Raw genomic sequence first — 23,737 nt, 5'->3', positions numbered from 1 at the left:
TGATTACGCACCGTGTTCGCACGGCGGTGGACGCCTATACAGTCGGCCTGCTCTTTTGGCATGTCCCACGCGTCGCCGCTCTACGTCCCGGCAGCCGTTGTTCACCGGATGGAGCGAGGTGGCCCTCGATCAGCAAGGTCTCGCCACGTGGCATGTGGCCGACTCTCAGCAGGGAGTCAGCGTCTCGTGCGGCGCTTCGAACTGGAGCGGGAGGACGAGCTGGGTCTTCAGAGTGAGCACGTCGTCCATCACTGACCGCAGGCGCTCAGGAGCGTCGGGCAGGACGTGGGCGTAGGTCTGGTAGGTCGTGCGCGGATCACTGTGGCCCAGCCAGGCGGCCATGTCCGTCACGGGTACACCCTTGGCCAGGCCGACCGAGGCGAAGAAGTGCCGCAGCCACTGCGGCGTGACCCTCCGGGTGATACCCGCGGCCTTCCTGGCAGCCTGCCAGAGCCGATGCACCAGGGCATACATCAGGATGTTCGTCCGCCCAATGTTGGCGAACAAGTAGTCCCCGGCCATGTGGTTCGGGTCGTCAGCGACGCGGAAGGTGCCATGACTCCGCACATGCTCACGGACCTTGGCCGCGATCACGCCCGGCAGCGGCACGAGCCGCCCTTCACCCGGCGCGCGCCACTTCAGGTGCCGGATCCGATGCGCCCGGCCCCGCCCCTTCACCGCAGCACCCCGACGCCCGCGCCGCCCAGGATTCGGCGCTCCCCCGTCCTGCGTGATCTGCCGGTCCACGAGCAGCATGCCGGCCACGAAATCGAACTGATGCAGGCACACCGCGCTCGCCTCACCGATCCGCAACCCGCACCCGGCCATCAACCACACCAACAACCGGTAAGGCGCGGGAAGATACTCGGCAATGACCGTGATCTCGGCCAGCGTGGGCAACCGCACCGCCTTGCGCCTGCCCCGCCGGCTGTAGTGACGGCTGGTGCTCCAGCCCCGGGACGGATCCTGGGCCCGATAGCCATTGGCGACCGCATACCCGAGCACCCCACGCAGGATCCCGTAACGGTTGACCACCGTGCTGCGCGCATACCCATGCTCCTCGACCATCCACGTCAGCCAGCTCCGAAGATCCTTGGGCTTGAGAGAACCGATGGTGCGCTGCCGGAAGTACGGTTCGACGTGCAGACGCAGGCTCGCCTCGTACTGATACCGCGTGGACCCCGCGTACGGCCCGCCATCGATGTACTCGCGATACACATCAACCAAGGTCCGTGACGACCCCAACACCCCGGCACGGACACCGAGAAGCTTCTCCTGCTCCACAGCGACGGCAAAACTCCGCGCCTGCCCCTTCCGGGAGAACGACGCCTCCCGCTGTCGGCCACGACGCCCTCCCGGCTCCCGATAGCGCACCGTCCACGCATGACCACACCGCGACCCGCCACAGGGATAATCGCGGTTCCTCTTATCGGCCTTGCACTTCTGAAACACACTGGCCAACCGCGCAACCGTTCCCTACTTAGCACACCTTGAGGCCAATGATCGCTACCCGCACCGCTTGGCCGCAATGCCTCGGAACGAGGTCGTGCGAACCGGATGGATCACCTTCGCTCGGCCAACAACTTCATGGCAACGTCGTGTTGCACCTAACAGCAACCGCCACCGATGTTCGGTCCCATCCACCGACCAGCAGCGATGCCGCCCATGGATCGCCTTCCATGGCCCATACCACCCCAGAAGACAAGGAACGTCGCATGACACTCACAATGGCCTGGGTCAGGAAGGTCGGCGAGACAGAAGAGATGATCATCGCGAGCGACAGTCGACTCAGGTCTCTAGGAGCCTGGGACGCGGCACCTAAGATCATCCCGCTGCCCCGCGGGGATGCGGCGATCGCTTTCGCGGGTGAGACCAACTACGCCTACCCGATCATGCTTCAGGCCATCAACTCCATCAACGCTTATGGCGGTGCGCTCAGCCGGAGGCAGCCCTTGGCGAAGCTCAAGGGGCATCTCATCCGCGTGGTCAACCTGATGCTTGACCAGCTCACGGACATCCCAAGGGACCTGTGGGAAGCTCCTGCAGCCTTCTTCCTCCTAGCGGGGTACGACTGGACCACTCACGAGTTCAAGATCTGGAAGCTGCATTTCGACAAGGCCACCCGTAGGTTTACCTTCAGCCCCGGCAATCCGTGGAGGGGTGAAGGACACGATGAGAAGGTACTTTCGATCATCGGTGACGAGATCGACGAAGCGCGGGCAGTTCTTGTGGAGTTCCTGCGCACACCTGACGGGATTCGCCCGGGTGCGTTCGACATGGAACCCATGAAGGCATTGGCCTTCATGATCGACTCCGACAGGTTCCACTCGATTGGCGGACACATCCAGATGGTTAAGGTCTACAAGGCCCTTCAGTGCGTGCCGTTCATCATTTCCCGCGACGGAACGAGGTCTCTCATGGGGCGCCCGCTGCTCGACTATGAGAAATCTGAGTCCGTCCCGACCCTGACGCTGGACTACTAGAGCCAGATCTCGTGCTCGTTCCGGTAGTGCGGCCACGGCCTCCCAACACGGCGTTCGGCGAGCACACTCTTGATGCCTGCGATCCATGAGCCCGGTTGGACGAGTTCGATCAGATAGCGGTCAAGTTCGGATCGACCCATTTGCAGCGTCCAACCCGGGGTCATCGTCAGACCTCCCGGCAGTGGCAGGGCACGCAACTGCTCCTGCTGGTGAATCTCCATGACAACCTGGCCGGGCCGGAGATCTGACTTCCCCGGCGGGCGGACCCAGTGGGCGTCAAGGCCGGCGACCTTCAGCAGGCTGGCCAGCGCTGGCCCGGAGGCTTCGACGGTCACAGAAGCGTAGTCGCCGATCAGGCGAGCGCAGACCACTGGGTTCAGCGGATAGTTCGCCCACGGCACCCGTAGCGGGTTGCGGGCGGTGCTGTCCATGCTGGTGACGTGGACGTTGTGGTCCTCGCGACCAGCCGCGATGCCTGCACGCTCCAGCGCGATGCTCACGTCCCGCCCAAGGCGCTCGTTGAACTGCGCAGAGGAAAAGCCCTGTTGGGCACAACCGTATTGGTCGACGACGTACAGGACCCTGCTGCCGGGCACCACGGTGGCGTGGATGCCGTCGGTAGCGGCCTCCTCAAGAGCCACACGCATGACGTCCAGGTGTGTACGCAGGGGCAGGTCCAGATCGTGAAGGATCTCCGAGGCGTTGCTCCCCGGGAGTGGACCGCCCTCCAGCACTGCGGCCCTGGCCTGGTTGATGCGCCGGATCTGGGCACTCTTGCGGGCCTTCGGATTGGTCTTGACCTCCTCGGTGTGCGGCGGATGGACGCCGTCCCACACCGTGATGTCGCCGATACGCAGGCAATTGGTCAGGTCATGGAGGAGTGCGAAGGAGCCGTTCTCCTTGAAGACTCTCTCGACGTACTCAAGCTCAGCCTGCAACCCGGCTTTGCCGTACATCGGGCCGGGTGGGTCATTGCGGCACAAGGCGACGATGAAGGGCCGGTGGAAGCCGAAGGCTCGCCAGGCCAGCGCATCGCCGACGGAACGCAGTTGGCGAGCCAGTCTCTCGTACACATCGTGCTCGAACCGCCAGGTCTGCACGTCCCGGAGATCGCGACCGGACTGCGGCACGGGGGCCTCCGGCTGGGGCGCCTTCCCCTTACGCACACGGTCTGCGGCACGCTTAAGCTCCCTGCGCCTTTTCTCCACGTCCAACAGTCGGGTGAGCAGATCCCGCTGGAACGCGACGCCATCCTCCTCCGTCGTGCATTCCCGAAGTTGCTGGATAAGCGTGGCCAGGACCGGCTGCATCTCCTGGTGTCGTGGATGCGCCAGCATCTCGTCGGGATCGTAGTAGTCGGCGTCGAACAGACTCATCCCGCAAGTGTGGCAATCAGCTGGCCACCCTGCTCCAGTTTTTTTGGGCTTCAGGGGAAATGCCGCTCTAGCCAGAGTGCCTACTGCGGCGTTCGGTGCGTGTGGGTGGACTTGCCCACATCCAGGGCGCAGAACACATCGATCGATACCAAATCGCTGCTGGTCACCGGGCTTTGCCTCCCCGGCGGCCACGAGCCCGAACCGGACTCCACGAAGACGGCAGTGGCCGGAGGGCCGCGTACGGCGGCCAAGGCTCACGCTGCAGCAGGGCGCACTGTTGTTGGGGATCTCGAAGGGCGGGGCTGAACTGATCCTGCACTATATCACCCCGCAGTGGTGAACTCGCCGACCCACTGTTCGCGGCCTCGTGTAAGGATTCCGGCTGGGCGTAACGCGCCATCGAAGCGGATCGCTGCTCACCCGGAATCAAGCGCGGATACCCCTCTCCGCCTCGATGCTTCGCATTCAACTATTCATCCAGTTGCTGAAGTGCTGCGGCTTGGGGATGCCCGCTCAAAGCAAGACCGTCGACAAGGGACTGGTAGTGAACGCGCGTGGCTTTCGTCAGGAACGGGTGAAGGTTTCGCAACCAATCTGCCAACGCAAAGCCGTGGGATTCTGCCTCTCCGGAGGGGGCAACTACCAGCTGACGGAGCCATCGCAAGCCTGGATCCAGTTGCTTGGTGACTGGTTGAGTCTTGAGGAAGTCGATGAGGTGATCGGCTGCAAAGCGGCTCTGGGGCTTATGGGCTGTCCATGTCTCGATAAGTTCCTCAAATGGCTCAAGCTGCAGCCATCGAGCCCGTGCTCGACGCAAGGTCGAGTCCATGTCCGCATCCCCCATGGAGAGGGTTGGTTGAGGAACGAGTTCCCCCATCAACTGCTCTTGGGCGTACGTTCGAAATGACTCATCGTGCTGCTCTCGCGCCGCCCACGATTCTTCGTCGGCGCAGTCATTGTCGCGCGGGTCGGGGTCCCGGCGCACCGGCTGTGTCAGAACCAGTTCCATGAGGTGGGGCCAGACGGCACCCAAAGGCTCAATGAGTTCGGGTTCGTAGGTGGCGGTGAGCTTGAGCCCGTACAGGACATGGCTGAATGCTGCCGGTGACTGAACGAGCTCCTCACCCAGCGAGTGAACCATTTCAGGATCGTCTACCGCAGTTCTCAAGAGAGCGGCTGCCATCGCGCTCTGCTGCTCGCCGATTCGGTGGTGGTCGATGTCGGACCACGCGCAAGCGACGCGCGCGTAGGCTTTCAGTAAGGGCGTGCGAAGAGCGCGGGCGTCAGTTGTCAGGCAGTGACGCGTCCGTGCCGCTTCCAATACTGCAGGCGCCAGAGTTCCCAGAGCATGCAAGGAACCCTCTTCACCGACCAGCTGTTCGAGACTGCTGACCGGTGGTCGCGATGAGCCGTGTCCGCAGAGATAGGCATTGGCGCGCGCCAGCACGACTTGCAAGCCCGCCTGCACTGAATCCCATGCCACTTCGTGATGGCATGGGCGATCCCCTCTATTGCAAGCAGCAGACCAGACCGGCCGTAGCCCCTCGACCACGAATGCACGCACCTCGTGCACAAGGGAGCCGGCGCTGGCTATGACGGCTGACCTGACTCGACTGTAAGTGGCGCTGTCTAGTTGGAATGAGCCCAGACCTGCCGTACTCGTCAGCGCACTTGGCAGAGCCAGGGCAGCTAGGCGATGCACACCCCAAGGAAAAACGGAATGCGAATCCGGGCTACCCTCTGCCGGTTGCTCCAGTGCAATTGAGGTCAACAGGCTCAGCGACCATTCGAGATCATCCGGCGGAACTCGGAAGCCCTGTGCGACAGCATGTAGCGAAGCCGCTGCTACCGCGCAGACTCCGTCCCAGGCATCCACCTCGCTTTCGGCGAGAGCGCGCGCCGCAGCGATGTCGGTCAGCAGGCGCTCCTGATCGAAGTTTTCAGCTGCCAAGGGGCGGTGCGGCAGGCGTCTGCCATGGGCGTACCGATTCAGTAGTTCATAGCGTGTGTGGGCCAATTGGGATGCCGCCTGGCGCTGACCCAGCCCTTCAGCAATGTCGACGGAGGGCTGCACCTCAACGACGGCCTCGCGTCCCTCCCGCGCCACGCTGTACCGCTCCCAGTCCAGATGGTCCGCCCAGTAGCCCACGGCCAGGACATCGAGGCCGGGTGACGGCGCCTCGCGAAGTCTTCTGCCCACGTCTTGCAGTCTCTTCAGCGCAGACTGATCGTTGCGCTGGCCCGCTGCCACAACCAATGACATCGCTACTCTTTGGGGAGGTTGCGCCCGAAAGTCATCACTGGATCTATTCCCAAGCCTGTTGAATACCTGCCCGGTGGTCACCCGTTGCAGCTCCAGTTCCCATACCGCAGGGCATGCCAGGAAGCCGTCTAGCTCGTCTTTCACCTGCTCAATGTGCCGAACGAGCAGACCGTAAGCCAAGCCCGCTCCGGCCGGCGTCCCCACATTCTGCAGAACAGCCTTGGCCGCCTGCTGTACAGTGACCGTGTCTGTCTGAATCAGGTCGTCCAAGAATCGTTCCAGGGCCATCAAAGCACTCATGGAAGGCTGAGGGCCGTTGAGGCCGCCTCGGTACCAATCCCACGAGTTCAGATCACCAAGGTAGTCACGGGTTTCTAGTCCCGGAAAGTCGATACATAGAAGCCCATCCCGCGCTTCTTCCCCTTCAGACACCACGTCCGACTTCATCTGCGCATCAAGTAGCCTGTTGATCAGCCTGGTGCCCTGCTGGGGAGAGGCAGACAGGAGTACGTAGAACGGCCCTCGGTACCAAGCTGCTCGAGTTTGCTCGCGGATGTCACGGAACTCATGTTGCCCTCCCTCTCTGTAAGATCTGGAGGCTCCGTGCCTCGGCCTCGAGGGGCGCGGTCGATAGTAGGCCAGCGCCAGTTCCGCCAAGAGCGGTGCATCGGTTGTCGCAAGACATCGCGCTGCGTCCAGGCGATCAACCGCATGCATCAGCCGTTGAGGCCGCTCACTGGCCAGCTCACGCAACAGGACGCCAACTTCATCACCACGGTCAGTCCCAAGCAAGGCGAGCGCCTCAACGAAACCGTCAGATGGGTATTGCGGTGCCGCTTGCAGCAAAGCGTCCCGCAGCCGAACGCGCAGTCCGCGGTGCTCGGTGATGTCCAGACTACAGATCTCCGCTTCGGCTACCGCGCGCAGCCACTGCAGAACGATTTCATCGGCTGACTCATCCTGCGCACGATCAAGAAGCGGAGTGCGTTGTTGTACCAACCAGGCGACGACAGGTGCGAGAACCAACGCATCGCCCCGCCCTCCCTGGACGAAGCGCAGCAACACGCATTTCAACAGTGCCGTGAGAAGACCAGGCTCCCGCAACAGCCTTCCGGTAAGGACTTCGAGAGCTTCACCGCACCAGCCGGCTGACAGCAGGGCTTCCCACGGCACTTCCTCCCAGCGTGGACCGTGCAGGCTCGCCAAGTGCTGAAACTGCGCGTACGTCTCATCCCACCGGTCCGCGAAGGAACCCTCGGCCGACGGTCGCAGCGTGACTTGACACGCGATCCGCGCGGCTCGAACTGCGCACCGCGGGCCATGGCGATCCAGCATCTCCAGACCGTCGTGCAAGAGAAGCCGACGCGTAATGGCGAAGTCCCGTAGCACATCATGTGCGAAAGCATGCTCGTCGCTGGACACCGCAGACGCAGCTCCCAACGGCGCGAGGAGACCATCCGAACGCAAAGCGCCCACTACCGGGCCCGACAACGCCTGGCCCCTACGTCCCGTCAGTCGGGCTTCTGCCAGAGACATGAGCGCCCCCGACCGATCGTCAGGCATCACGCCCCTAACCTGGCGACCGTTGTTTTGCACCAGCGCCAGCCAGACATGGATATACACGTCGGCCTCACTGGCCAGTGCTGGTGGCATCTCCCCTCCCTGCTCCACCGAGCGCAGGAGGAGATCGACAACAACCAGCCTTCGGAGCAACCAGCGAGATCGCGGATCACGAGCCAGTGTCGCCAGCGCGGGCGCCTTGCCGACGACTGTGCTGATTTCTTCATCGTCCAAAGGCGGCACGCAGAAGTCCGTCACCTCGGAGGCGCTGAGCCGCGAAGCCAACGCACGAAGCGCGTCTGCAGCATCATCACGGCTCACCAGCACAGGCGTGATCCTCGCGGCCAACGCCACTTCCACGGCCTCGGCGCAGAGGTCCTCATTCCCCTCCAAGACGCCTTCCGCTCCGTCCAGTACCAGTACCGCGGGGCCTGCACTCGCCGTGGCCGCCTGCTCAATCAGGTCCGCCAGCGCACCTGGGTGCCGGCGCATTGCGACCAGGGAAGCCACGAAAGCCGATGTGGACCGATCCCTCAGCGCGTCAACAGCCCTCAGAGCGAGGGCCGTTTTGCCTACCCCAGGTTCACCCCGCAGCACAACAACCCGGCCATCCGGACCGTGCTCCAACGCCCCGACCAGATCTGCCAGTACACGGGTGCGCTCCAGGAGAACTTCCTCACCATCTGCAACCTTGATCGCGCGCGGCTCCCGCCGCAGCAGCAGCTCCCACCTGCGGAACTGACCTAGCCCGCCGGAACCCCGCACAACCGCGGCAGGCTCAGGCAGGGCGCTCTGCCTCGGTGCGGCCATCAAATCGCGCGGAGCTAGCCCACCGATATGATCGATCTCAGGATGTGCGTCCCCGTGCCGTCTCATCAGGGCAGCGAATTCAGGGTCGGCGACGAAGGCGTGGGCCGGAGTCGCGTGCAAACGCCGGTTGTCGAACTCCGCATCGTCCCGCACAACCACTCCCACCAATAGGTCGGAGCAAAAGACCGCAGCACCGGAGACCCCAGACCACGCTCTCTCCCCACCTGGGCGGACGCGAGGCGCCGCTGCTTGGTCCAAAACGAAGGCTCCATGGGGACCGCTGGCCAGGGATGGCAATTCGCCACGCAGCTGCTCTACCCTGCGCTGGGCGTCCTCGTACTCGGCCAGAAGCGGGAAGCCGAGCCCTTGGTAGGACAGGATCTCTCCTCCAGCAGGCCGGCCCCATCGCACCAATCCCTCAACCGCCACTGGCTCATTCAGCCAGACCAGGGCAACATCGGTTCTGTCAGGACCTGTCCAACACACTTGTCCTGAGCGGCGGGAAGGTTCGCCGTGTGCCGGGTGTCCCACGCGCACATCGATGCGTGAGAACTGCTGCGTGGAACCGCGGTCAAGTACAGCGTGCGCTGCAGTCAACACCAACTGCGGGGCCACCAAATACCCCGACCCGTAGGAGCGGGAAGCATCCGCGTCACCGCAACGCAGGTCGACAAGCCGCTGCGGATCCATGACTTCTATTCCTCCCCCTCCCAGGGGCGACTTTGCCTTCTGCTCACCTCAGCATTCCGCCCACCCAAGGCTTCGTCCTTCACCTTGAGCTTCAACGTCAACCGATGTGTGCGTGCCACACCCACTGCACCGTCCACACCAGCCGCAACGACACCGAACTTCAACTGTGCCCCTGCCTTCACATCACGCCGAAGCTCGAGCAACAGTTCCAACTGCGCCTCTTCAACCTCGAACCGCAACTGCTGGTCGGCCCCTGCGTCCTGGGCTGCACCAAGTTCAGCCCTCAATGACTCGATCGCCTGCGCCAGTCCTGTGCTGTCTAGATCGACCACGCCCGGTTCAAAATCATCCACTTCACTCATTTTCCAGCCTCTCCCCTGCACCAGGCGGCTTGGCGCCGGCCGCGTGAGATCAAGTCTGCCGACAGCCGGAGCTGCTGTACAACCGACGAACGGAGCGGTCGGCACCGTACGCCGTCATCTCACTGTTGCGGGTGCTGCGGGAGGTCGGCGCGGATGCGCAGGTCACCGCGCTGCTGACCCGTGACCCCGCAGCACACGTCACCCTCGACAAAACAGGCGCCATCGCCCCGCTGTTGGGGGAGCTTCGGGAGGCCGGGGCCGACGACTACGTCACCACCCTGATTAAGCGGCTTGCTGCTGAGGGACACTTCGATCTGTTCATCGACCTCGGAGGAAGCCGGGAGCAGTTCCGACTCAGACGTGAACCTGACGGGAGTGCTGCACCGTCGTGGACGTGGAACGACATGGATTGACTGACCAGCACGGCCCCCGCAAACCCTGGCGACCATGGGGAACGAGGAGCAGCTCCGGCGTCCGCATGAGGACGAAGGCGGTGGCACCGCGATGCCACCGACCCATTCCGTGAAGTTCCGGCTGGGGAATTGCGTGAAGTTCCACCAGGTGTGGAACTTCACGCAATTCCCTACCCGCAGACTCACCTTTCCCGCCCATCTGTTCGACCGAGCGCGCAGTTCGACGCCGGGTGGGGGCTGTGGAAGCGGTGCCTACGCGGCCCCTGACTTGTACCGCCAGACGGCATGTTCCAGCCCACTTCTTTCGTGGCGGAGAAGTGTGGCGGCTTCCTCGTACACAGCGCGCAGATGCTCGTAGCGGAGATCCGGAACGCCAGCATCCGCAGCAAAGGTGCGCAGATGTACGTCGACGGCAATGTGTGAACGGCCGACAAGGTTGCCGATGTAATCGATGCTCTTCGGTCCCACCCCCTTCACCGTGCGCAGAGCGGCGCGATTGGCCTGCTGGGCGAGCCACGTGTGGAGGTCCTCGCGGGTATCGACCCCGTGGTCAGCTAGGAGGTCGGTGATGGCGTGGGCTGTCGCGACCTTCTGAGCATGGTTGAACTTCATGGCGACGGCGAGGTCTTCCGTGGCGAGCCGGCCCTGGAATCCACGGACTGTTCTCGCGTCCGGCCAGCTCTTTTGCAGCCGGAGAAGCCGCGGCCGGAGGGTTGCCTCATAGTCGCACCGGGGTTGGAAGCTGACGTCGCAGATGACAGCACCCATGTGGTTCCATCCTCCGGGCTGGGGAAACGGACCGTCCCCCAGAAGATGCTGGACGTGGTCGGCGAGCCGCTGGGCAGGGCTGGAGACGGGCATGGGCCAATGATGGTGCTCTTGTCTGCCGATCCGGGAGGAAAGCGCAAAACCTGCGAACGGTTTAGGGGGAAGGGGGCGGTGCTGGTGGGGAGTTGCGTGAGCGTCGACCTTCAGGCACGGCCGCGGCGAGGATATCGCCGAACTGGGTGATGCCGCTGGCCCGTCCCGCCGAACGCCGTGACGTCGCCCACGGCTACGTGCTGCCGGAAGCTGCCTGACCTGCACCTCAGGACTTGAGGAGGTCCTCCCACTGACCAAGCAATCCGCTGAACGCCAGCCCTTGGAAGAAGTCCCCACGCGCCTTGGCCGGCCGCGTCTCTTCGACGGCCTCCCCTTTCTTCTCTGCATTGATATTGCGGACTGCTTCGCTAAGGAGGCTGGCGGTCATTCCGACAACGGACGTAGGCATGAGGCAGACGAGAAAGCCACCGGCGAGACACCGAGTCGCTTTGGCCGTCCAGTCGTCCCTCCCCGCCATCGCCCTTCGTGCCGCGTCCATAGCGGCAGCATCAATACCCCCGAACTCGGCCGTGAGTCCGACCGTCGCCGCGTCCCAGGGAAGAGAGGGAATTCCCTCCTCCCCGCGCAGGGGACAGACCGCAGCGATGGCATGCGCGCCCTGCTCACGAACAGGGTAGAACTTGATCGCGAGATGCTTGACGCGCTCATTGGCTTCCGCGCAGGTCGCCGGGACGGGTTCCCTGGCGAGCTCTCTGCGAGCACTGTCTAGAACGATCTCCTCGTTGACGAAGACTGGAACGTCGTAGGTCAGATCCATCGTGTGATCAGTCGTCCGATCGGACGACCCGAGCTCAATTCTCGTCACCTTCTGATCTGTCGTTGTACCTGAGCGCTCGGTCAGCCAAGCACTCCAGGGCAACTCTTCATTTTTGACCTCACGGAGCCCACTGGCATAGCGAAGCTCTCGCCGCAACTCCCCTTCCCTAGAGGGGTCCCGGCGCCCCTCATATGGCGTTCCCATATCCCGATCCCTCATGTGCCCCCCATTTTTGGGCCTCTGGACGGGGTGATACGTCCATTAGAGCGCAGCACCCCCGCCAGCGTTCCACGCAGTCGACAATTCCGGCACATTTTCATGCAGGGCTCAGACGCAGGCTCTGACTGCTGCTGGGCCCAGGCCGTGGACCAAAGACCTGCATGAGGGAACCTAAGACCTGATCTACTGGCGCGCTGGCCACCCGGACGATGCGGTCGACCACCTCGCAGCGCCGCCCGGCCGCCTGGCCGTCCCGGCGTACGGACGGTGATGGGCGGCTGGCCGCGGCTGGCCATCGAAGACATGCCGTAGTGAGAGGTCCGTGCTGTTCAGGACGGGCTGCCTGGAAATCCTCCGTTCGGTCTCGGCTGACAGCGGCCTGGAACGGGCGGTGTTCGCGACCACACGGCGACAGGGCATCTTTCCCCAAGGCTTGCGCCGACATCGAGGACGCCGTCACCGGACTGTTCCGCCCGGTTCGTGCATGCTCCGACGCGGCTGCGGGAAGTGCGGGGGCCCGAGGCACTACCGACGGCCTACCGGCGCTGCTCGGTGATCAGTTCGAGGTAGCGGGCGTAGTGGGTGTCCGCGATCTGCCGGTTGCGGACAAAGCTTCCCTCTTCCATGCGGTAGGTGCGCTCAGGGTCGCCCTTGAAGGAGAGCCAGTTGAAGGAGGTGGTGACCCAGACGTCGTCGTAGACGAGGACCTTGGCGTGGGTGCTCTTGAGACGAGTGAAGGTGAACTTGTCCTGGTAGCGGCTGGCGAGATTCGTGAGCTTGCGGACGGCAGCCGGGTCGGTCTTGGTGTCGTTCTCCTCGTACCCGTAGGCGATGTCCACCTTCACGCCGCGGGCGAGACGCCGTTCCAGTTTCCCGAGGAAGTCCGTGGTGATGATCGCGTTCTTAATCCAGGGCGAAATGATCAAAAGACGGCGGCCGGCGTTGGTGAGAGCCTCGTCGAGAACATCGGGGTGCTCGAATACGCCGATCGCGCGGATCTCGTCGGCCTGCGGCTCCTGTGCCACGGGCGGGCCCGGTGTGGGTGTCTGCGAGCCGAGCTGGAAGGCTGCCTGCTCGGCCCGTTGTTGGGTGACCTCCGGCAGGGGGACGCGGGCCTGTTCGAGATCGGGGTCCAGCAGGGGGCGTTCGGAGGGCGGGGCAACGGTGATACCGAGGGTCTTGGCGCCGCCGTGGCCGATCAGCTCAAGTTCGTGGGCATGGCTGAGTTCACCGTCGACGACCACGCCGATCTCGATGTCGGTGCGTTCCTGGTCGGCGTAGACGAGGAGCTTCACCGGCAAGATGCGGCGCGCCTTGGCCTGGGTGATGCCTTTGACCTGCAGCACTTCGCGGTTGGTGGTGCCGTTCTCACGAAGCAGGGCGGTGATCTCGGCCGCAGTGACGGCGCCATCGTCGATCGGGCCGGACCGCGCCACAGGCAGCATGATCATGCCGTCTTCAACGGCCTGCCCGCGCGGGATGGTGGTGTGGCGGTCGTAGGGGGCCGCTCTGTTCAGCAACTGGTCGTACACGAGTGGCTGGTTGACCCGGACCGGGGCCACGGCGGCCGCCTTCTGCGCCGTGAGGTGACCCTTGTCGGTGAGACGCAGCGTGCGGGAGCGGGCGTTGTCTGCGGCGGGGCGGGCCCAGCGCAGGTCGTCCGAGGTGAACAAGGTGGCGACGGTCTGGTCGACCATGCGGCCGTCCAGACCGAGCACGCCGGCAATGCTGGGGACACTCGTGATGTCGTGACCGACCAGCCGCAGCACGAACTCCTCCATCAGGGGGAGTTCCTTGCTGTCCTGAGCAAGGACGTCGGCCGTGATCCGGGCGACGGGCAGCGCGGCGTCGACGACCTGGACGAGTTCGAGTCCGGGGCGGGTGTGCTGGAAGCGGATGGCCAGGAGGCTGTCGGGACTAAACGTAGGCATCGAGGATCTCGCAGTCTTCCGGGTGGCCGCTCATGTAGTCGAGGACGTCGCGCAGGGCGCCGGGTTTGCTGCGGCAGAAGCCGGCGTCACCGACGATGATCAGGCCGTAGCGGGCGCGGGAGAGCGCGACGTTGATGCGCCGCCAGTAGGGCTCGCCGAGAAACCCGAAGCGCCCGTCTCTGTTGCTGCGGGTCACTGAGAACACGACGAGATCACACTCGCGGCCCTGGACCGCGTCGACGGAGAGTGCTTCCGGGGTGATGTGCTTGAGTCTGCGGGATGCCAGGCGCTTGTTGAGTTCCTCGACCTGCCGGCCGTAGGGAGCGATCACCAGGACCTCAAGCGGTTTCCCTGCAGGTGTCTTGATGACCTGTTTGCCGATGGCCCGGTCGATGACCTCCAGGCGTTGCATCGCCAGTTGCGCCTCGACGCGGTTGGAGATGCTGGTCTCCGCCGTCGAGCGCTCGGATTCACGCCGCCCGGGCAGGGTGCTGGTGTCGAGCCAGAGCACGGGCTTGTTGACGATGTCGTAGCCCGGCAGCACATGGTTGTTGGGGGAGATCAGTTTGCCGCCGTAGAAGCAGCTGCTGATCAGGTTGCCGATCGCCGGCGTCATCCGGTACTGCTCGCGCAGCAGGTGCTTGACCGGCTCCTCGGTGCAGTTGGCGAGGTACTGGAACAGGGTGGTCTTCACCAGTTCAGGGATGAGCTGGTGATCATCCATGATCTTCTGGTTGCGCAGCAGATCCTCGTCGATCGGGGGCAACTGGTTGGTGTCGCCGACCAGCACCCACCGCTTGGCCCGGGCCAGCGGCACCAGCGCCTCGGTCGCGGTCGCCTTCGACGCCTCGTCGAAGATGCACAGGTCGAACTCGAGGTCCCGTGCCGCCGGGTGCCCGAGGAACCCCAGTGCGGTGCCGCCGACGACATGGCGGGTCCGCAAGAAGCCCGCGATCAGATTCTGGTCGGTGCCGATGCGTGTCAGCCACTCGCCCTGCAGACGCAGCAGGTTCATCAGCGCACGCCCGGGGCCGGACGGGCCGAGCAGCGCCTCGACCGCGTGACGAGCGTCCTGGGCACTGAGGTCTTCTCGCAGCGTGAGTTCGCCAACGAGCATGGACTGGGTCTGGGCGAACAGTTCGGCACGCTGTTCGAGCAGCTGTTCCTGGCGGGCGCGAGCGGTGACGAGTTCCTCACTGAATTCGCGTGCGGAGGTGGTGCGCTCGGGGACAGGCTGGCTACTCAGTGCTTCCAGTCGGGAGGTGACGTGGGCCAGGTCGGCTGCCACAGCGGCGAGCTCTTCGAGGACCAGGGCCGCCTTGAGGTGGCGGGATTCCAGGCCGTTGTTGGCGGCGAGGGTCTCCAGGTACTTCTCTGCCTTCGCCCGCACGCCCTGTGTCCACTTCTTGACCTGCTTGTCCAACAGGAGCGGCTGGGCGCTCTCGGCGACCCGCGGGTCGTCCACCCGGCCCAGGCGGACCAGGCCGTTGATGCCGGCGTCCTCGAGGCGCTTGAGCGCGTTGTCGATCGCGATGTGGGTCTGGCTGACGATGAGGATGCGGGCGTTTGGATTGCGGCTCAGGGTCTGCTCGACGATCTCCGCGATCACCGTGGTCTTGCCGGTGCCGGGCGGCCCCTCGACGAGCAGCAGGTCCTGGGTGCCCAGAGCGTGGGCGACGACATCCCGTTTGCTCTGGTCGAGGTCGGCGCGGGCCCACTTCGTGATCTCGGCGGGCGGGCTGACCCGGAGGACTGCCGGGTTGTCGATGATCTCCCGCAGGCTGGGGTTGCTGGTCTGGCCGGCCGCGACGGCGCTCAGGGCATCCCGCTGCCGGTTGATGGCATTCCGGCTCGGCCCCAGGAAGGGCAGCAGGAAACCCCGGCCCGGCAGGACCGCCCTGGGGCGCGTCATCCGCAGGACCACGGTGTCGCCGGTCTGGTTGGTCACCTCACCGCGGTCGATCGTCCTGCTGTAGGGGTACTCCGCCACCGACCACTCTTCGCCGACCTCCGCGGCAGTGTCAGCAGTTGCGGCGGCCAGGTGGAAGGCCCGCGTGCGGCCGCCGCCCTCCATCCGCTCATACGCGATCGGCTGTCGCCCGTTGGCCGCGACCTCCTCACGGGCCTCCAGCACCCGCCGCCAGCCGTCGAACAGATCACCGAGCTGCTGTCGCTGGCCCTCTTTGGCCCGCTGCTCCCGCGCGTCCAGGTGCGCTTCGAGGCTGTCCAGCAGCAGGTTGAGCCCGTCGTTTGCCGGGTCCTCGCCTGGGTCGTCGAACGTGAAGGTCAGCACCGGCCCGAGCTTGAGGGAGGAGTCGCGGCGTTTGGTCATCCACTCCTCCGACTGCTCCTCCGCCGCCACGATCACACAACGGTCGCGGTACTCCTCGTCGTTGACCAGGCGCAGGCACAGCGTCCGGCCGAACACCCGAATGGTGCTCGTGTCGGTCTCGCCGTCCCGTGGATCAAAGCCGTAGTCGACGTGGACGCTGCCGGAGATGTCGGCCAGGACCGTGCTCTTCACCTGCGCCCAGTCGATGTCCTCCCCCGCTGGCGTGCTAACCAGGTTCTGGGCGGCACGCCGGGTCATCTTCAGCCAGAGCGCGTTGCGATGACGGGAAGCCACGTTGCCGCAGACCCGCTCCGCTTCCAGGAGCCGGTGCTCCAGCACGATGGCGTTGGCTGGCCGCTTCTGCGGGTCGTAGTCGATGCAGGACTTCAGGACCGCGCGGATCCCGGCGTCCAGCGTGAGCCCGTCAAGGACCGTGGCCAGGTCGGGGTAGTCCTGGGCCTGGTTGCGAGACAGGACCTGGATGGCCAGCACGGCGTAGGCGTACACGTCACGGACGTAAGGGATGGCGTCGCTCTGCTCCGGCGGCGCGTACAGGGTTGAGCGGAAGTCGGCCACCGTCTCATCGGTGACGACCGCGGCCTTGGAGAAGATCTTCGCGATCCCGAAGTCGGCGAGCTTGACCGTGCCGTCCTCCGTGAGCAGCACATTGGCCGGCTTCAGGTCCCGGTGCTCGATCTGCTGCTCGTGCGCGTAAGCGAGCGCAGAGGCCAGCGGCCCGCCGATCCGCTTGAAGAACGCCGGCCAGTCCAGCGGCCGACCGTCCGCCATCTCGTCCTTGAGACTGCGCTCGATCCACTCCAGCGCGATGAAGTACCGCTCCAGGTCGGTATCCCAGCCGGAGTCGAGCATCCGCACGATATGCGTGTGGTCCAGTGCCTTGAGCGCGGACGTTTCCCGCTCAAGAAAGAGCTTCGTGATCACGTCGTCGTCGCGCTGCTTGAGCAGCTTCACCGCAACGTAGTCGCCGCTCACACTGGTGACGTCCACTGCCTTGCGGACCTCGGACAAGCCCCCGTGGCGTGCCTCTTGAGGCAACAGCAGAAACCGGCCCTCGATCGTCTTCCCCACCCACGGCTCCTTGCTCGCCTTGCTGCCGGTGCAGCCCCGCCCGAAGCGCCATCCTGCCAGCGCACCCCTTGATGATCAGCCACTTCATCAGAATCAGACATGACTTGACGGGGTATCACCTCTTGCGAACCATTGAATGGCTCTCCATCGCCCACAGCACCAGTTGGCAGCGACCCAGAGTGCATAGGGATTCACCCCGAGGACGCAGAAAGCGGCAACCTGTGTCGTCCGGCGTACCCCGCTACCTCGGGCATGGGTGCTAACAAAGTGAGGGGCGGTGACGCAGCGGGCGACACGAACGGTTGCACTGGTCACCCGGCCCCGGTTGCTGGCCACCCGTGGCGGCACATGCGCCTTCGTCGTCTCGCGCACCACACCACACAGCCCACACGGGCGAAGCCCCGACTTACGCAGGTCAACCCCCAACGTGCCCGGAGGCCGCTTATCAGACATCCAGCGAGGGTAACGGGCTCTCGCGCTGGGCCGCAGTTCCTATTGCGTGCGCCGGAGCAAGACCGGCCGCCACGCTGCCTGTGCACCCGTCCTTGTGCCTGTGGCGCCAGTGGGCGACCTGCTGCGCCGCGTCGCTCAGGCGCCCTGTCGGCAGCAATGGGGGCCGTTCCAGCTCCGCGCGCGTCGGCCGGGTTGCCGCACGCTACCTGGTACGCGAGGATCGCGGTCCACTCACCCTAGGCAGAGCAGGCAGTCGCCATGGCATGGGAAGACGGCAGAACCCGGTACGTGGGCACTGGCATGGTCACGCTCGCCGACGGGCGTCAGGTGCCGGTCGTCACTGCCCTGGTACTCAGACTTGATCCCGAGACGGTGCCGGACTTCACCTACGACCGCCATTCCACCTGGGCGGGCAGCATCCACACCGACACCGACGCCGATCTCTGGGATGCCGCGCCCGGCCTGCTGAGCCTCCCCGATGGCCGGGCCGGCATCTTCATGGCCACGAGCGGACCTCCCGATCTGGTCGGCGTCTCCGGCATCGGCCCGGCCCCCTTCGGTCCATTGCGGAGCACCGACACCGCCTGGCAGGCACCCCAACTCGCCGTCGATACAACACCGTTGCAGACAGAGGCAGACGACGCGCAGCGGGCCGACGCCGAACGCGAGCGGGCACAGCGACGGGGCATGACAGCCGAACAGCTTCAGGCCCGCTACCGGGTCCGCTGGATTCCCGACTGACGCCCCCCGCTACAATGCGGGACGAGATCCCCGTCCGCTGCGGCTGGCAGTGCTCCTACGGTCAAGACACACTTGCCTACGCAGCCTGCCTGTTTTCGCCCGGGTAGGGGCTCACCACTGTTGCCGCGCACGGCGCAAGGCCTCCATGAGCGCCGAAATCAACACCGGGCGGCGACCTGCGGGGTTCCTGGATACCCCCGTTATCTTCTTCGCGGTTCCGCAATGGGACCGCTGGCCTCCGGGCCCGGCATGACTGTTCCCCCCTGTCGAAGGCATGACCTGGGGGGGGTGGTGTCACCGGGCCCGAGAGGCGCCATTGGAGACGGATCTGGCAGACCGCGATGATGTGCAGCACGCAGTTCAGCGCGCGGTTCCCCCCGTGTTGAGGCGGTGGCGGGTGTTCTTGCCGCTGGAGGCGTCCAGGGGAGCTGTGCCGGTGTAGCTGGCGAAGTGGTGCTCGGTGGGGAAGCGTGTGACGTCGCCGGCGTGGTTGAGGACAGGCACCCATACCTCGACGACCCGCGCTTCATCCATCCCGACCCGCTCCGTCGATCCCTGCTCCTATGGGATTCACTGCGGGCGCTGCGGGACCTGGTCGTGGATGCGCGCGTCGGCGCCGGTGGCGTCGACGGGCTGCAGAGTGAGCTTGATCCGGTGCACGGCATCCGCGCTCACCGCAGCGCGCGCCTCAGCGGACCACGGCAGCACGAACACTTTCGCTTTCGCTTCACCCTCTTTGCGCACCTCAACGGAGAACTCCAGCTCCACCGGTCCGGTACGGAACTGCAAGGCATGGCCCACGCCCTCGTCCATGGCCTGTTGCAACTGGGCCCGAATCGCGCTGACTGTTTCACCCAGCTCCGCCCACAGTTCCTGCCCCATTGCGCCCCCAACACGTGAGCCACAGCGATGAATTCAGGGTAAGCCACAGCCACCATCACAAGCTCGCCGAGTGGGACTCGGGCCTATCACTGGTACGAGCTCCCGGTGACAGACCCGGCAAAGTCCGTGATCGCCATCGAGAACGCGCTCACTGACCGTTACGGAGAGGGGACGCTCGTCGAGCACCTCAAGAAGGCCCACGTTGACGGATTCCTCACCGCCGATCAGTACGGCATCGCCGACTGCCTCGCCCACTGATCCGAAGCCAGTACGCGCACGGCGACCTCACGCATGCCATTCTCATCCCGCCACTGGCGCTCGGGACAGCCCCCACCTCGCAGGCCTCACTGGGCTGCACGCCCCGCATAGCCCTTGACGAAAGAGCGTCAGGGAATTCCGTGAGGACGCGGCCCGGTGGGCATCTGAGAGGCGTCGCAACCTCGGTGCACGCCTCAATTCCCAAACAGCAAAGGCTGTGGGCCGCACCTCGGCGTCGTGGGAATGCACGATGGCCCGTACCGCAGCGGCTGGCTGGGTACCGTAGTTAGAGAGGCGCATAAGCAGACAGGGGTGGCCTCGTGACTGGGGAACTGTCGGCAGAACTGGGCTAAGCAGCCAGCGCCGTTCGCGAACAGTTGCAGCAGGCGATGGATGCGGGCGAGGGGGAGCGTCTGAGGTTCAGGACCGGGCCGGTAGAGCTGGAAGTTCACGGTGGATGTGGAGATGGAGACGAAGGTCTTCGTTCTGCCCTGGTCCGTCGAAGCCCGGGCTGGGGCCGGTAGGGAGCGCGCCCATCGCTCAAGATCACCTTGCAGCCGATCGACCAGCACTGTGAGGATGCCAGGATCGCGGGCAGGAGTGCGGACCGACCCTGCCGAGTTGGCCCGAGCACACTGCGGAATAGGAAGCCGGGCATGGACATCCGCCGGGTGACACAGATCTGGGCACCTCAAATCGGCCGGGCAGCCACTGGCTACCTGATCGGTGACCGAGTCGTCCTCACGGCCTGGCACGCCATTGCTGAACCGGGGGACGCAACGCAACACCCGCTTGAGGTCCGCCTATTCGACGAAGAGGGAGAATCCGAGTGGGCCACAGCGCGTCGGCTCTGGCCCACCGAGTCTCCCGATCTCGCCCGAGACCCCGCTTCCGATGTGGCTCTCCTGGAGATCACTGACTCCCGGTGGGCGCCCCCCTCGCTTCCGCCGGTACGCTGGGGACGCGTCAGCGGGCGTGACCGTATTCCGTGTCGGGCAGTCGGCTTCCCGCGCTCCGAGGCGCAGCCCGACTACAGCCGCGGCACCAAGGACATCAGCGGTCACATCGAGCGTTACACCGGTCTGGGCACTGGCCTGCTCACCATCCACGTGGACACCAGCGCCGTCCCCCGGACAAGAGACGGACAGTCCGCCTGGGCCGGCGGTTCAGGAGCAGCCGCATTCTGTGACGACCTGCTGACCGGCGTCCTAGTCGAAGACCGCCGCGCGGACTACACAGGAGACGCATTGCGCGCCGTCTCCATCGCTGCTCTCGTCGATCGTTGCGGATTCATCCGAACCCTCAGCGACATGGGCCTATCGCTGGTACTGGATAACACCGATCGTCTGGAGACTGCCGACGAACTCGCCGCCATCCTGGGCACCGGCTCCATGGTGCCGTGCGCATCCGTCGACCCGTACCAGATCGGTGTCTTCCCCTCGGACATCGCACATGCTGCCAACGCTCAACTTCCATACGTCCCGCGCGTGATCGACCAGGATCTACGCGCCCTGCTCAGCGACGAGGACGCTCTGGAGGCATGCATGCGCTTGGTCGTGGTACGCGGTGCACCCAAGGCAGGGAAGTCACGCACACTGTTCGAGGCGCTCAAATCCACGCACCCAACCCGCCCGCTCCTGGCACTGCGTACCCCATTGGAGTCCGATCCGGACAGCCCCGCGCACCGCCCGCTAGCCGTCCTCCTGCAACAGCCCGCCGATCGTTTGTGCGACTCCACCGAGCCGCCCATCGTATGGATTGACGACGCTCAGCGTCACTTCCAACGCGGATTCACCAGCGACAACCTGCGCCAGCTGTGCGCGCGCATCCCCGGTGTCATCATCGCTGCCACGCTGCACGACAGCGCCATGGACGCGATCGCGGAGCTTGACGAACCCCTAGCCCGTCTACTGCGCGTAGCCAGCCGATGTAGCGCCCTCGCCCCCGTACTGACCACCGAGGAGACCGAACGAGCACGAGCCCTCTACAGATTGCGGGACGCCCCGAACCTGCATCTCCAGCGGCTACCAGAGTTTTTCGCTGCAGTGAATATCCTCCAGGACCGCTACCGGTTCCACCAGCACGACCAGCCGATAGGCATCGCCATTGTGCGGGCGGCAGTGGTCTGGCGTCGCACCCGGCTGCCAGCCGTCATCGACCAGATCAGCTTGCTGGAGCTGGCGAAGGATGCTTTGGCACAGAGTTTCCCTAACCGAGAGATCACTAAGGCCGCCTTCCGGGCCGGGCTGGCGTGGGCCACGCATGAGGTCGCTGCCTTCGCCTCACTACTGCGCAAGGTCCCCTACACAGACCCGCCCGCCTACGAGGCATTCGATGCCATCGCCGAGTGGATAGCCGACGAGGAACCGACCGTCCCCCCTCACATCTGGTCCTACCTAGAGACCCGCACCACCCCTGAGACAGCCCTATGGTTCGCTACGGCTGCCAAGGCCGCAGGACAGACTGCCATTGCGCAACGTCTGTACGGTGAGTTGATCCGCAGACGGCACGATGATGCTTCCACCGCGGCGCTCTTCCTCAGCAGCCTGTTGGAAGACGAGGGAGACGAGGAAGGAGCCCGTGCGGCACGCCAGCAGGCAATCGACCTCACCCCTCCGACCGAGGACCCCAATACTGCCTTTAACCTCGCCATCGTGCTGAAACAGAGTGGGCACACGGAGGAAGCGCTGATCGCGTTCCAGCGGATCATCGACTCTCACCATCCCGACATGGCCCCCATCGCCGCCCTGGCAGCTATCAACATCGGCGAACTCCTGGGCGAGTCCGGGAACACAGAGGGAGCCCAGGCAGCCTTTCAGCGCGCCATCGACCTCGGACAGCCGCAGGCGGCGTTTTACCTCGGTAACCTGCTCGCGCCAACCGGGGATACGCAAGCTGCACGGACCGCGTTCCAAACAGTCATCGACTCCGAACTGCCCGGCTTCGCACCATCAGCAGCCATCCAGCTCGGCCTCCTCCTGGCCGGAATCGGCGATGTCCAGGGAGCCCAAACGGCTTACGCGACAGCCATCGAAATGGCTCGCGCTGTTACCCCAGACATGGACGGCTGGACTGACTTGGCCCGCGACACCTACGAGCCGGCGGCCGCGTACAACTTGGGCAACCTGCTCTACAGAGCTGGCGACTGGGAAGGCGCACGAGAGGCCTACCAACAAGCCATCGACACCCAGGAGGCTGAGTACGCACCTCCCGCCTGCCTCAATCTGGGCATCCTCCTGTCTGACACCGGCAACCTGCAAGAAGCACGGGCAGCGTACGAGACGGCCATCGAGCTGGCCCATGCCGAATACTCACCCCGAGCCGCCCTAAATCTCGGCACCCTCTTGGCCACCACCGAGGATACGGACGCGGCACAGGCCGCATTCCAGTCCGCCATGGACTCCGGCCACCCCGACAGCGCGCCCGCCGCCGCAAGCCACCTCGCCATCCTGCTGCGCGACACCGGGGATCTAGAAGGGGCTCGAGCAGCGTTTCAGGCGGCCGTCGACTTCGGTCACGCCAAATACGCACCTATAGCTGCGCTGCATCTCGGTGACCTGCTGAGCGACATGCATGACGAGGAAGGGGCACGGGCGGCCTACCGGTTGGCGGTTGGCTCTGGGTACCCAAGCGTCGTACCCGAGGCAGCTCTTCGACTCGGTGTCCTGCTGTGGGATGCCGGGGAGGTCGAGGGCGCGCAGGAGGCTTTCCAGCGGGCCATCGACTTCGGGGACGAACAACCAGCTCTCGAGGCCGCGTTCTGTCTGGGCATCCTGCTGGCGAATGCCAGAGACACAGACGGGGCACGAGCCGTCTTCCAAACGTTTGTCGACGCCGAGGGCCCTGACCAGGGTCCGTCGGCAGCGTATGAACTCGGCAAGCTGCTATGCGAGTCGGAGTACGAAGAGGCAGCGCGGGTGGCCTATCAACTCGCCATCGACTCCCACCATGAGCAATGGGCTCCCATGGCTGCCAACGCTCTCGGCGCCCTGTTGACAGCTGCCGGAGATATTGACGGGGCACGCGCCGCCTTCCAGTACGCCGTCAACTCCCAACACAGCGATTGCGCAACTGCGGCTGCACAGAACCTCAGCCAACTGCCAGCTGCAGGCGGGACCTGAACAGGATCACAGCGCTGGTGGGCCAAGCCCCGGACTCGTTCGCAACGTTGTCGCAGCTCTCACAGCAGCAACACCCCCGGCATCAGCCCGATGAGGCGGCGCCCAAACTGCGGCT

Annotated in this window: 16 protein-coding genes and 1 pseudogene; 7 read left to right on the top strand and 10 right to left on the bottom strand. The window is 64.9% G+C overall.

The genetic code is table 11. The features are described from left to right. Nucleotides 1-165: 165 nt before the first annotated feature. Entirely contained in the window at nt 166-1,284 is a 1,119-nt protein-coding gene (locus tag K4B79_RS22715) for a tyrosine-type recombinase/integrase (protein ID WP_232028703.1), read from the bottom strand. 395 nt (nt 1,285-1,679) lie between these two features. Here K4B79_RS22715 and K4B79_RS22710 point away from each other — a divergent pair, with 395 nt between their 5' ends. Next, nucleotides 1,680-2,483: a hypothetical protein gene (locus K4B79_RS22710; protein WP_232028702.1), complete on the top strand. Its 804-nt coding sequence runs from the start codon at nt 1,680-1,682 to the stop codon at nt 2,481-2,483. On the opposite strand, the gene K4B79_RS22705 is transcribed toward K4B79_RS22710, so the two are convergent. Further along, nucleotides 2,480-3,859, bottom strand: a complete 1,380-nt coding sequence (locus K4B79_RS22705) for a hypothetical protein (protein WP_232028701.1) — start codon at nt 3,857-3,859, stop codon at nt 2,480-2,482. The genes K4B79_RS22710 and K4B79_RS22705 overlap by 4 nt on opposite strands. 469 nt (nt 3,860-4,328) lie before the next feature. Next, the gene (locus tag K4B79_RS22700; RefSeq protein ID WP_232028700.1) at nt 4,329-8,192 is read right to left on the bottom strand and encodes a hypothetical protein; all 3,864 of its coding nucleotides are present in this window, start codon (nt 8,190-8,192) and stop codon (nt 4,329-4,331) included. Nucleotides 8,193-8,300: 108 nt separating this feature from the next. Here K4B79_RS22700 and K4B79_RS47870 point away from each other — a divergent pair, with 108 nt between their 5' ends. Then, on the top strand, nt 8,301-8,429 hold the full coding sequence (locus K4B79_RS47870; RefSeq protein WP_269463766.1) for a hypothetical protein: 129 nt from the start codon (nt 8,301-8,303) through the stop codon (nt 8,427-8,429). Between the two features lie 758 nt (nt 8,430-9,187). On the opposite strand, the gene K4B79_RS22695 is transcribed toward K4B79_RS47870, so the two are convergent. After that, a complete protein-coding gene (locus tag K4B79_RS22695) occupies nt 9,188-9,544 on the bottom strand; it encodes a trypco2 family protein (RefSeq protein ID WP_232028699.1) in 357 nt (118 codons plus the stop codon). A 131-nt stretch (nt 9,545-9,675) separates the two neighbouring features. Here K4B79_RS22695 and K4B79_RS22690 point away from each other — a divergent pair, with 131 nt between their 5' ends. Then, nucleotides 9,676-9,957, top strand: a complete 282-nt coding sequence (locus K4B79_RS22690; RefSeq protein WP_232028698.1) for a hypothetical protein — start codon at nt 9,676-9,678, stop codon at nt 9,955-9,957. Between the two features lie 252 nt (nt 9,958-10,209). On the opposite strand, the gene K4B79_RS22685 is transcribed toward K4B79_RS22690, so the two are convergent. The 4 genes from K4B79_RS22685 to K4B79_RS22670 form a co-directional block, all read right to left on the bottom strand. Next, nucleotides 10,210-10,818, bottom strand: coding sequence for a hypothetical protein (locus K4B79_RS22685; protein ID WP_232028697.1), 609 nt, complete (start codon nt 10,816-10,818; stop codon nt 10,210-10,212). A 226-nt stretch (nt 10,819-11,044) separates the two neighbouring features. Beyond that, a complete protein-coding gene (locus K4B79_RS22680) occupies nt 11,045-11,596 on the bottom strand; it encodes a hypothetical protein (RefSeq protein WP_232028696.1) in 552 nt (183 codons plus the stop codon). A gap of 755 nt (nt 11,597-12,351) precedes the next feature. Next, nucleotides 12,352-13,746 (bottom strand): hypothetical protein, encoded by a 1,395-nt coding sequence (locus K4B79_RS22675; protein ID WP_232028695.1) that lies wholly within the window; start codon nt 13,744-13,746, stop codon nt 12,352-12,354. Then, the gene (locus K4B79_RS22670; protein ID WP_232028694.1) at nt 13,733-17,167 is read right to left on the bottom strand and encodes an AAA domain-containing protein; all 3,435 of its coding nucleotides are present in this window, start codon (nt 17,165-17,167) and stop codon (nt 13,733-13,735) included. Before K4B79_RS22670 ends, K4B79_RS22675 begins: the two co-directional genes overlap by 14 nt. Before the next feature lie 711 nt (nt 17,168-17,878). Between K4B79_RS22670 and K4B79_RS22665 the strand changes: the two genes are divergently transcribed. Then, on the top strand, nt 17,879-18,361 hold the full coding sequence (locus K4B79_RS22665; protein WP_232028693.1) for a hypothetical protein: 483 nt from the start codon (nt 17,879-17,881) through the stop codon (nt 18,359-18,361). 360 nt (nt 18,362-18,721) lie between these two features. On the opposite strand, the gene K4B79_RS22660 is transcribed toward K4B79_RS22665, so the two are convergent. Together K4B79_RS22660 and K4B79_RS22655 are read right to left on the bottom strand one after the other, a co-directional pair. Continuing rightward, nucleotides 18,722-18,895, bottom strand: a complete 174-nt coding sequence (locus K4B79_RS22660; RefSeq protein WP_232028692.1) for an IS110 family transposase — start codon at nt 18,893-18,895, stop codon at nt 18,722-18,724. 36 nt (nt 18,896-18,931) lie between these two features. After that, nucleotides 18,932-19,243 (bottom strand): trypco2 family protein, encoded by a 312-nt coding sequence (locus tag K4B79_RS22655; RefSeq protein WP_232028691.1) that lies wholly within the window; start codon nt 19,241-19,243, stop codon nt 18,932-18,934. Nucleotides 19,244-19,348: 105 nt separating this feature from the next. Here K4B79_RS22655 and K4B79_RS22650 point away from each other — a divergent pair, with 105 nt between their 5' ends. The 3 genes and pseudogenes from K4B79_RS22650 (at nt 19,349) to K4B79_RS22645 (ending at nt 23,622) form a co-directional block, all read left to right on the top strand. Beyond that, nucleotides 19,349-19,501, top strand: a complete 153-nt coding sequence (locus K4B79_RS22650) for a hypothetical protein (protein WP_232028690.1) — start codon at nt 19,349-19,351, stop codon at nt 19,499-19,501. Between the two features lie 368 nt (nt 19,502-19,869). Then, nucleotides 19,870-20,025 (top strand): annotated as a pseudogene (locus K4B79_RS48650) (trypco2 family protein); the annotation flags it as partial. A gap of 132 nt (nt 20,026-20,157) precedes the next feature. Continuing rightward, nucleotides 20,158-23,622 (top strand): tetratricopeptide repeat protein, encoded by a 3,465-nt coding sequence (locus K4B79_RS22645; protein ID WP_232028689.1) that lies wholly within the window; start codon nt 20,158-20,160, stop codon nt 23,620-23,622. Nucleotides 23,623-23,737: the final 115 nt, after the last annotated feature.

The sequence above is a fragment of the Streptomyces lincolnensis genome, assembly GCF_021173675.1.
In the GTDB taxonomy this organism is placed as follows: domain Bacteria; phylum Actinomycetota; class Actinomycetes; order Streptomycetales; family Streptomycetaceae; genus Streptomyces; species Streptomyces lincolnensis_B.
The sequence above is the reverse complement of the archived record's forward strand: the minus strand, read 5'-3'. Positions and strand labels throughout refer to the sequence as shown.

What these genes read in the sequence shown, in the direction of transcription:
- K4B79_RS22705 (WP_232028701.1), bottom strand. Translation starts at nt 3,859, where the DNA reads ATGAGTCTGTTCGACGCCGACTACTACGATCCCGACGAGATGCTGGCG.
- K4B79_RS22660 (WP_232028692.1), bottom strand. Translation starts at nt 18,895, where the DNA reads ATGGATGAAGCGCGGGTCGTCGAGGTATGGGTGCCTGTCCTCAACCAC.
- K4B79_RS22710 (WP_232028702.1), top strand. Translation starts at nt 1,680, where the DNA reads ATGGCCCATACCACCCCAGAAGACAAGGAACGTCGCATGACACTCACA.
- K4B79_RS22685 (WP_232028697.1), bottom strand. Translation starts at nt 10,818, where the DNA reads ATGCCCGTCTCCAGCCCTGCCCAGCGGCTCGCCGACCACGTCCAGCAT.
- K4B79_RS22680 (WP_232028696.1), bottom strand. Translation starts at nt 11,596, where the DNA reads ATGGATCTGACCTACGACGTTCCAGTCTTCGTCAACGAGGAGATCGTT.
- K4B79_RS22675 (WP_232028695.1), bottom strand. Translation starts at nt 13,746, where the DNA reads ATGCCTACGTTTAGTCCCGACAGCCTCCTGGCCATCCGCTTCCAGCAC.
- K4B79_RS22665 (WP_232028693.1), top strand. Translation starts at nt 17,879, where the DNA reads ATGGCATGGGAAGACGGCAGAACCCGGTACGTGGGCACTGGCATGGTC.
- K4B79_RS22695 (WP_232028699.1), bottom strand. Translation starts at nt 9,544, where the DNA reads ATGAGTGAAGTGGATGATTTTGAACCGGGCGTGGTCGATCTAGACAGC.
- K4B79_RS22655 (WP_232028691.1), bottom strand. Translation starts at nt 19,243, where the DNA reads ATGGGGCAGGAACTGTGGGCGGAGCTGGGTGAAACAGTCAGCGCGATT.
- K4B79_RS22645 (WP_232028689.1), top strand. Translation starts at nt 20,158, where the DNA reads ATGGACATCCGCCGGGTGACACAGATCTGGGCACCTCAAATCGGCCGG.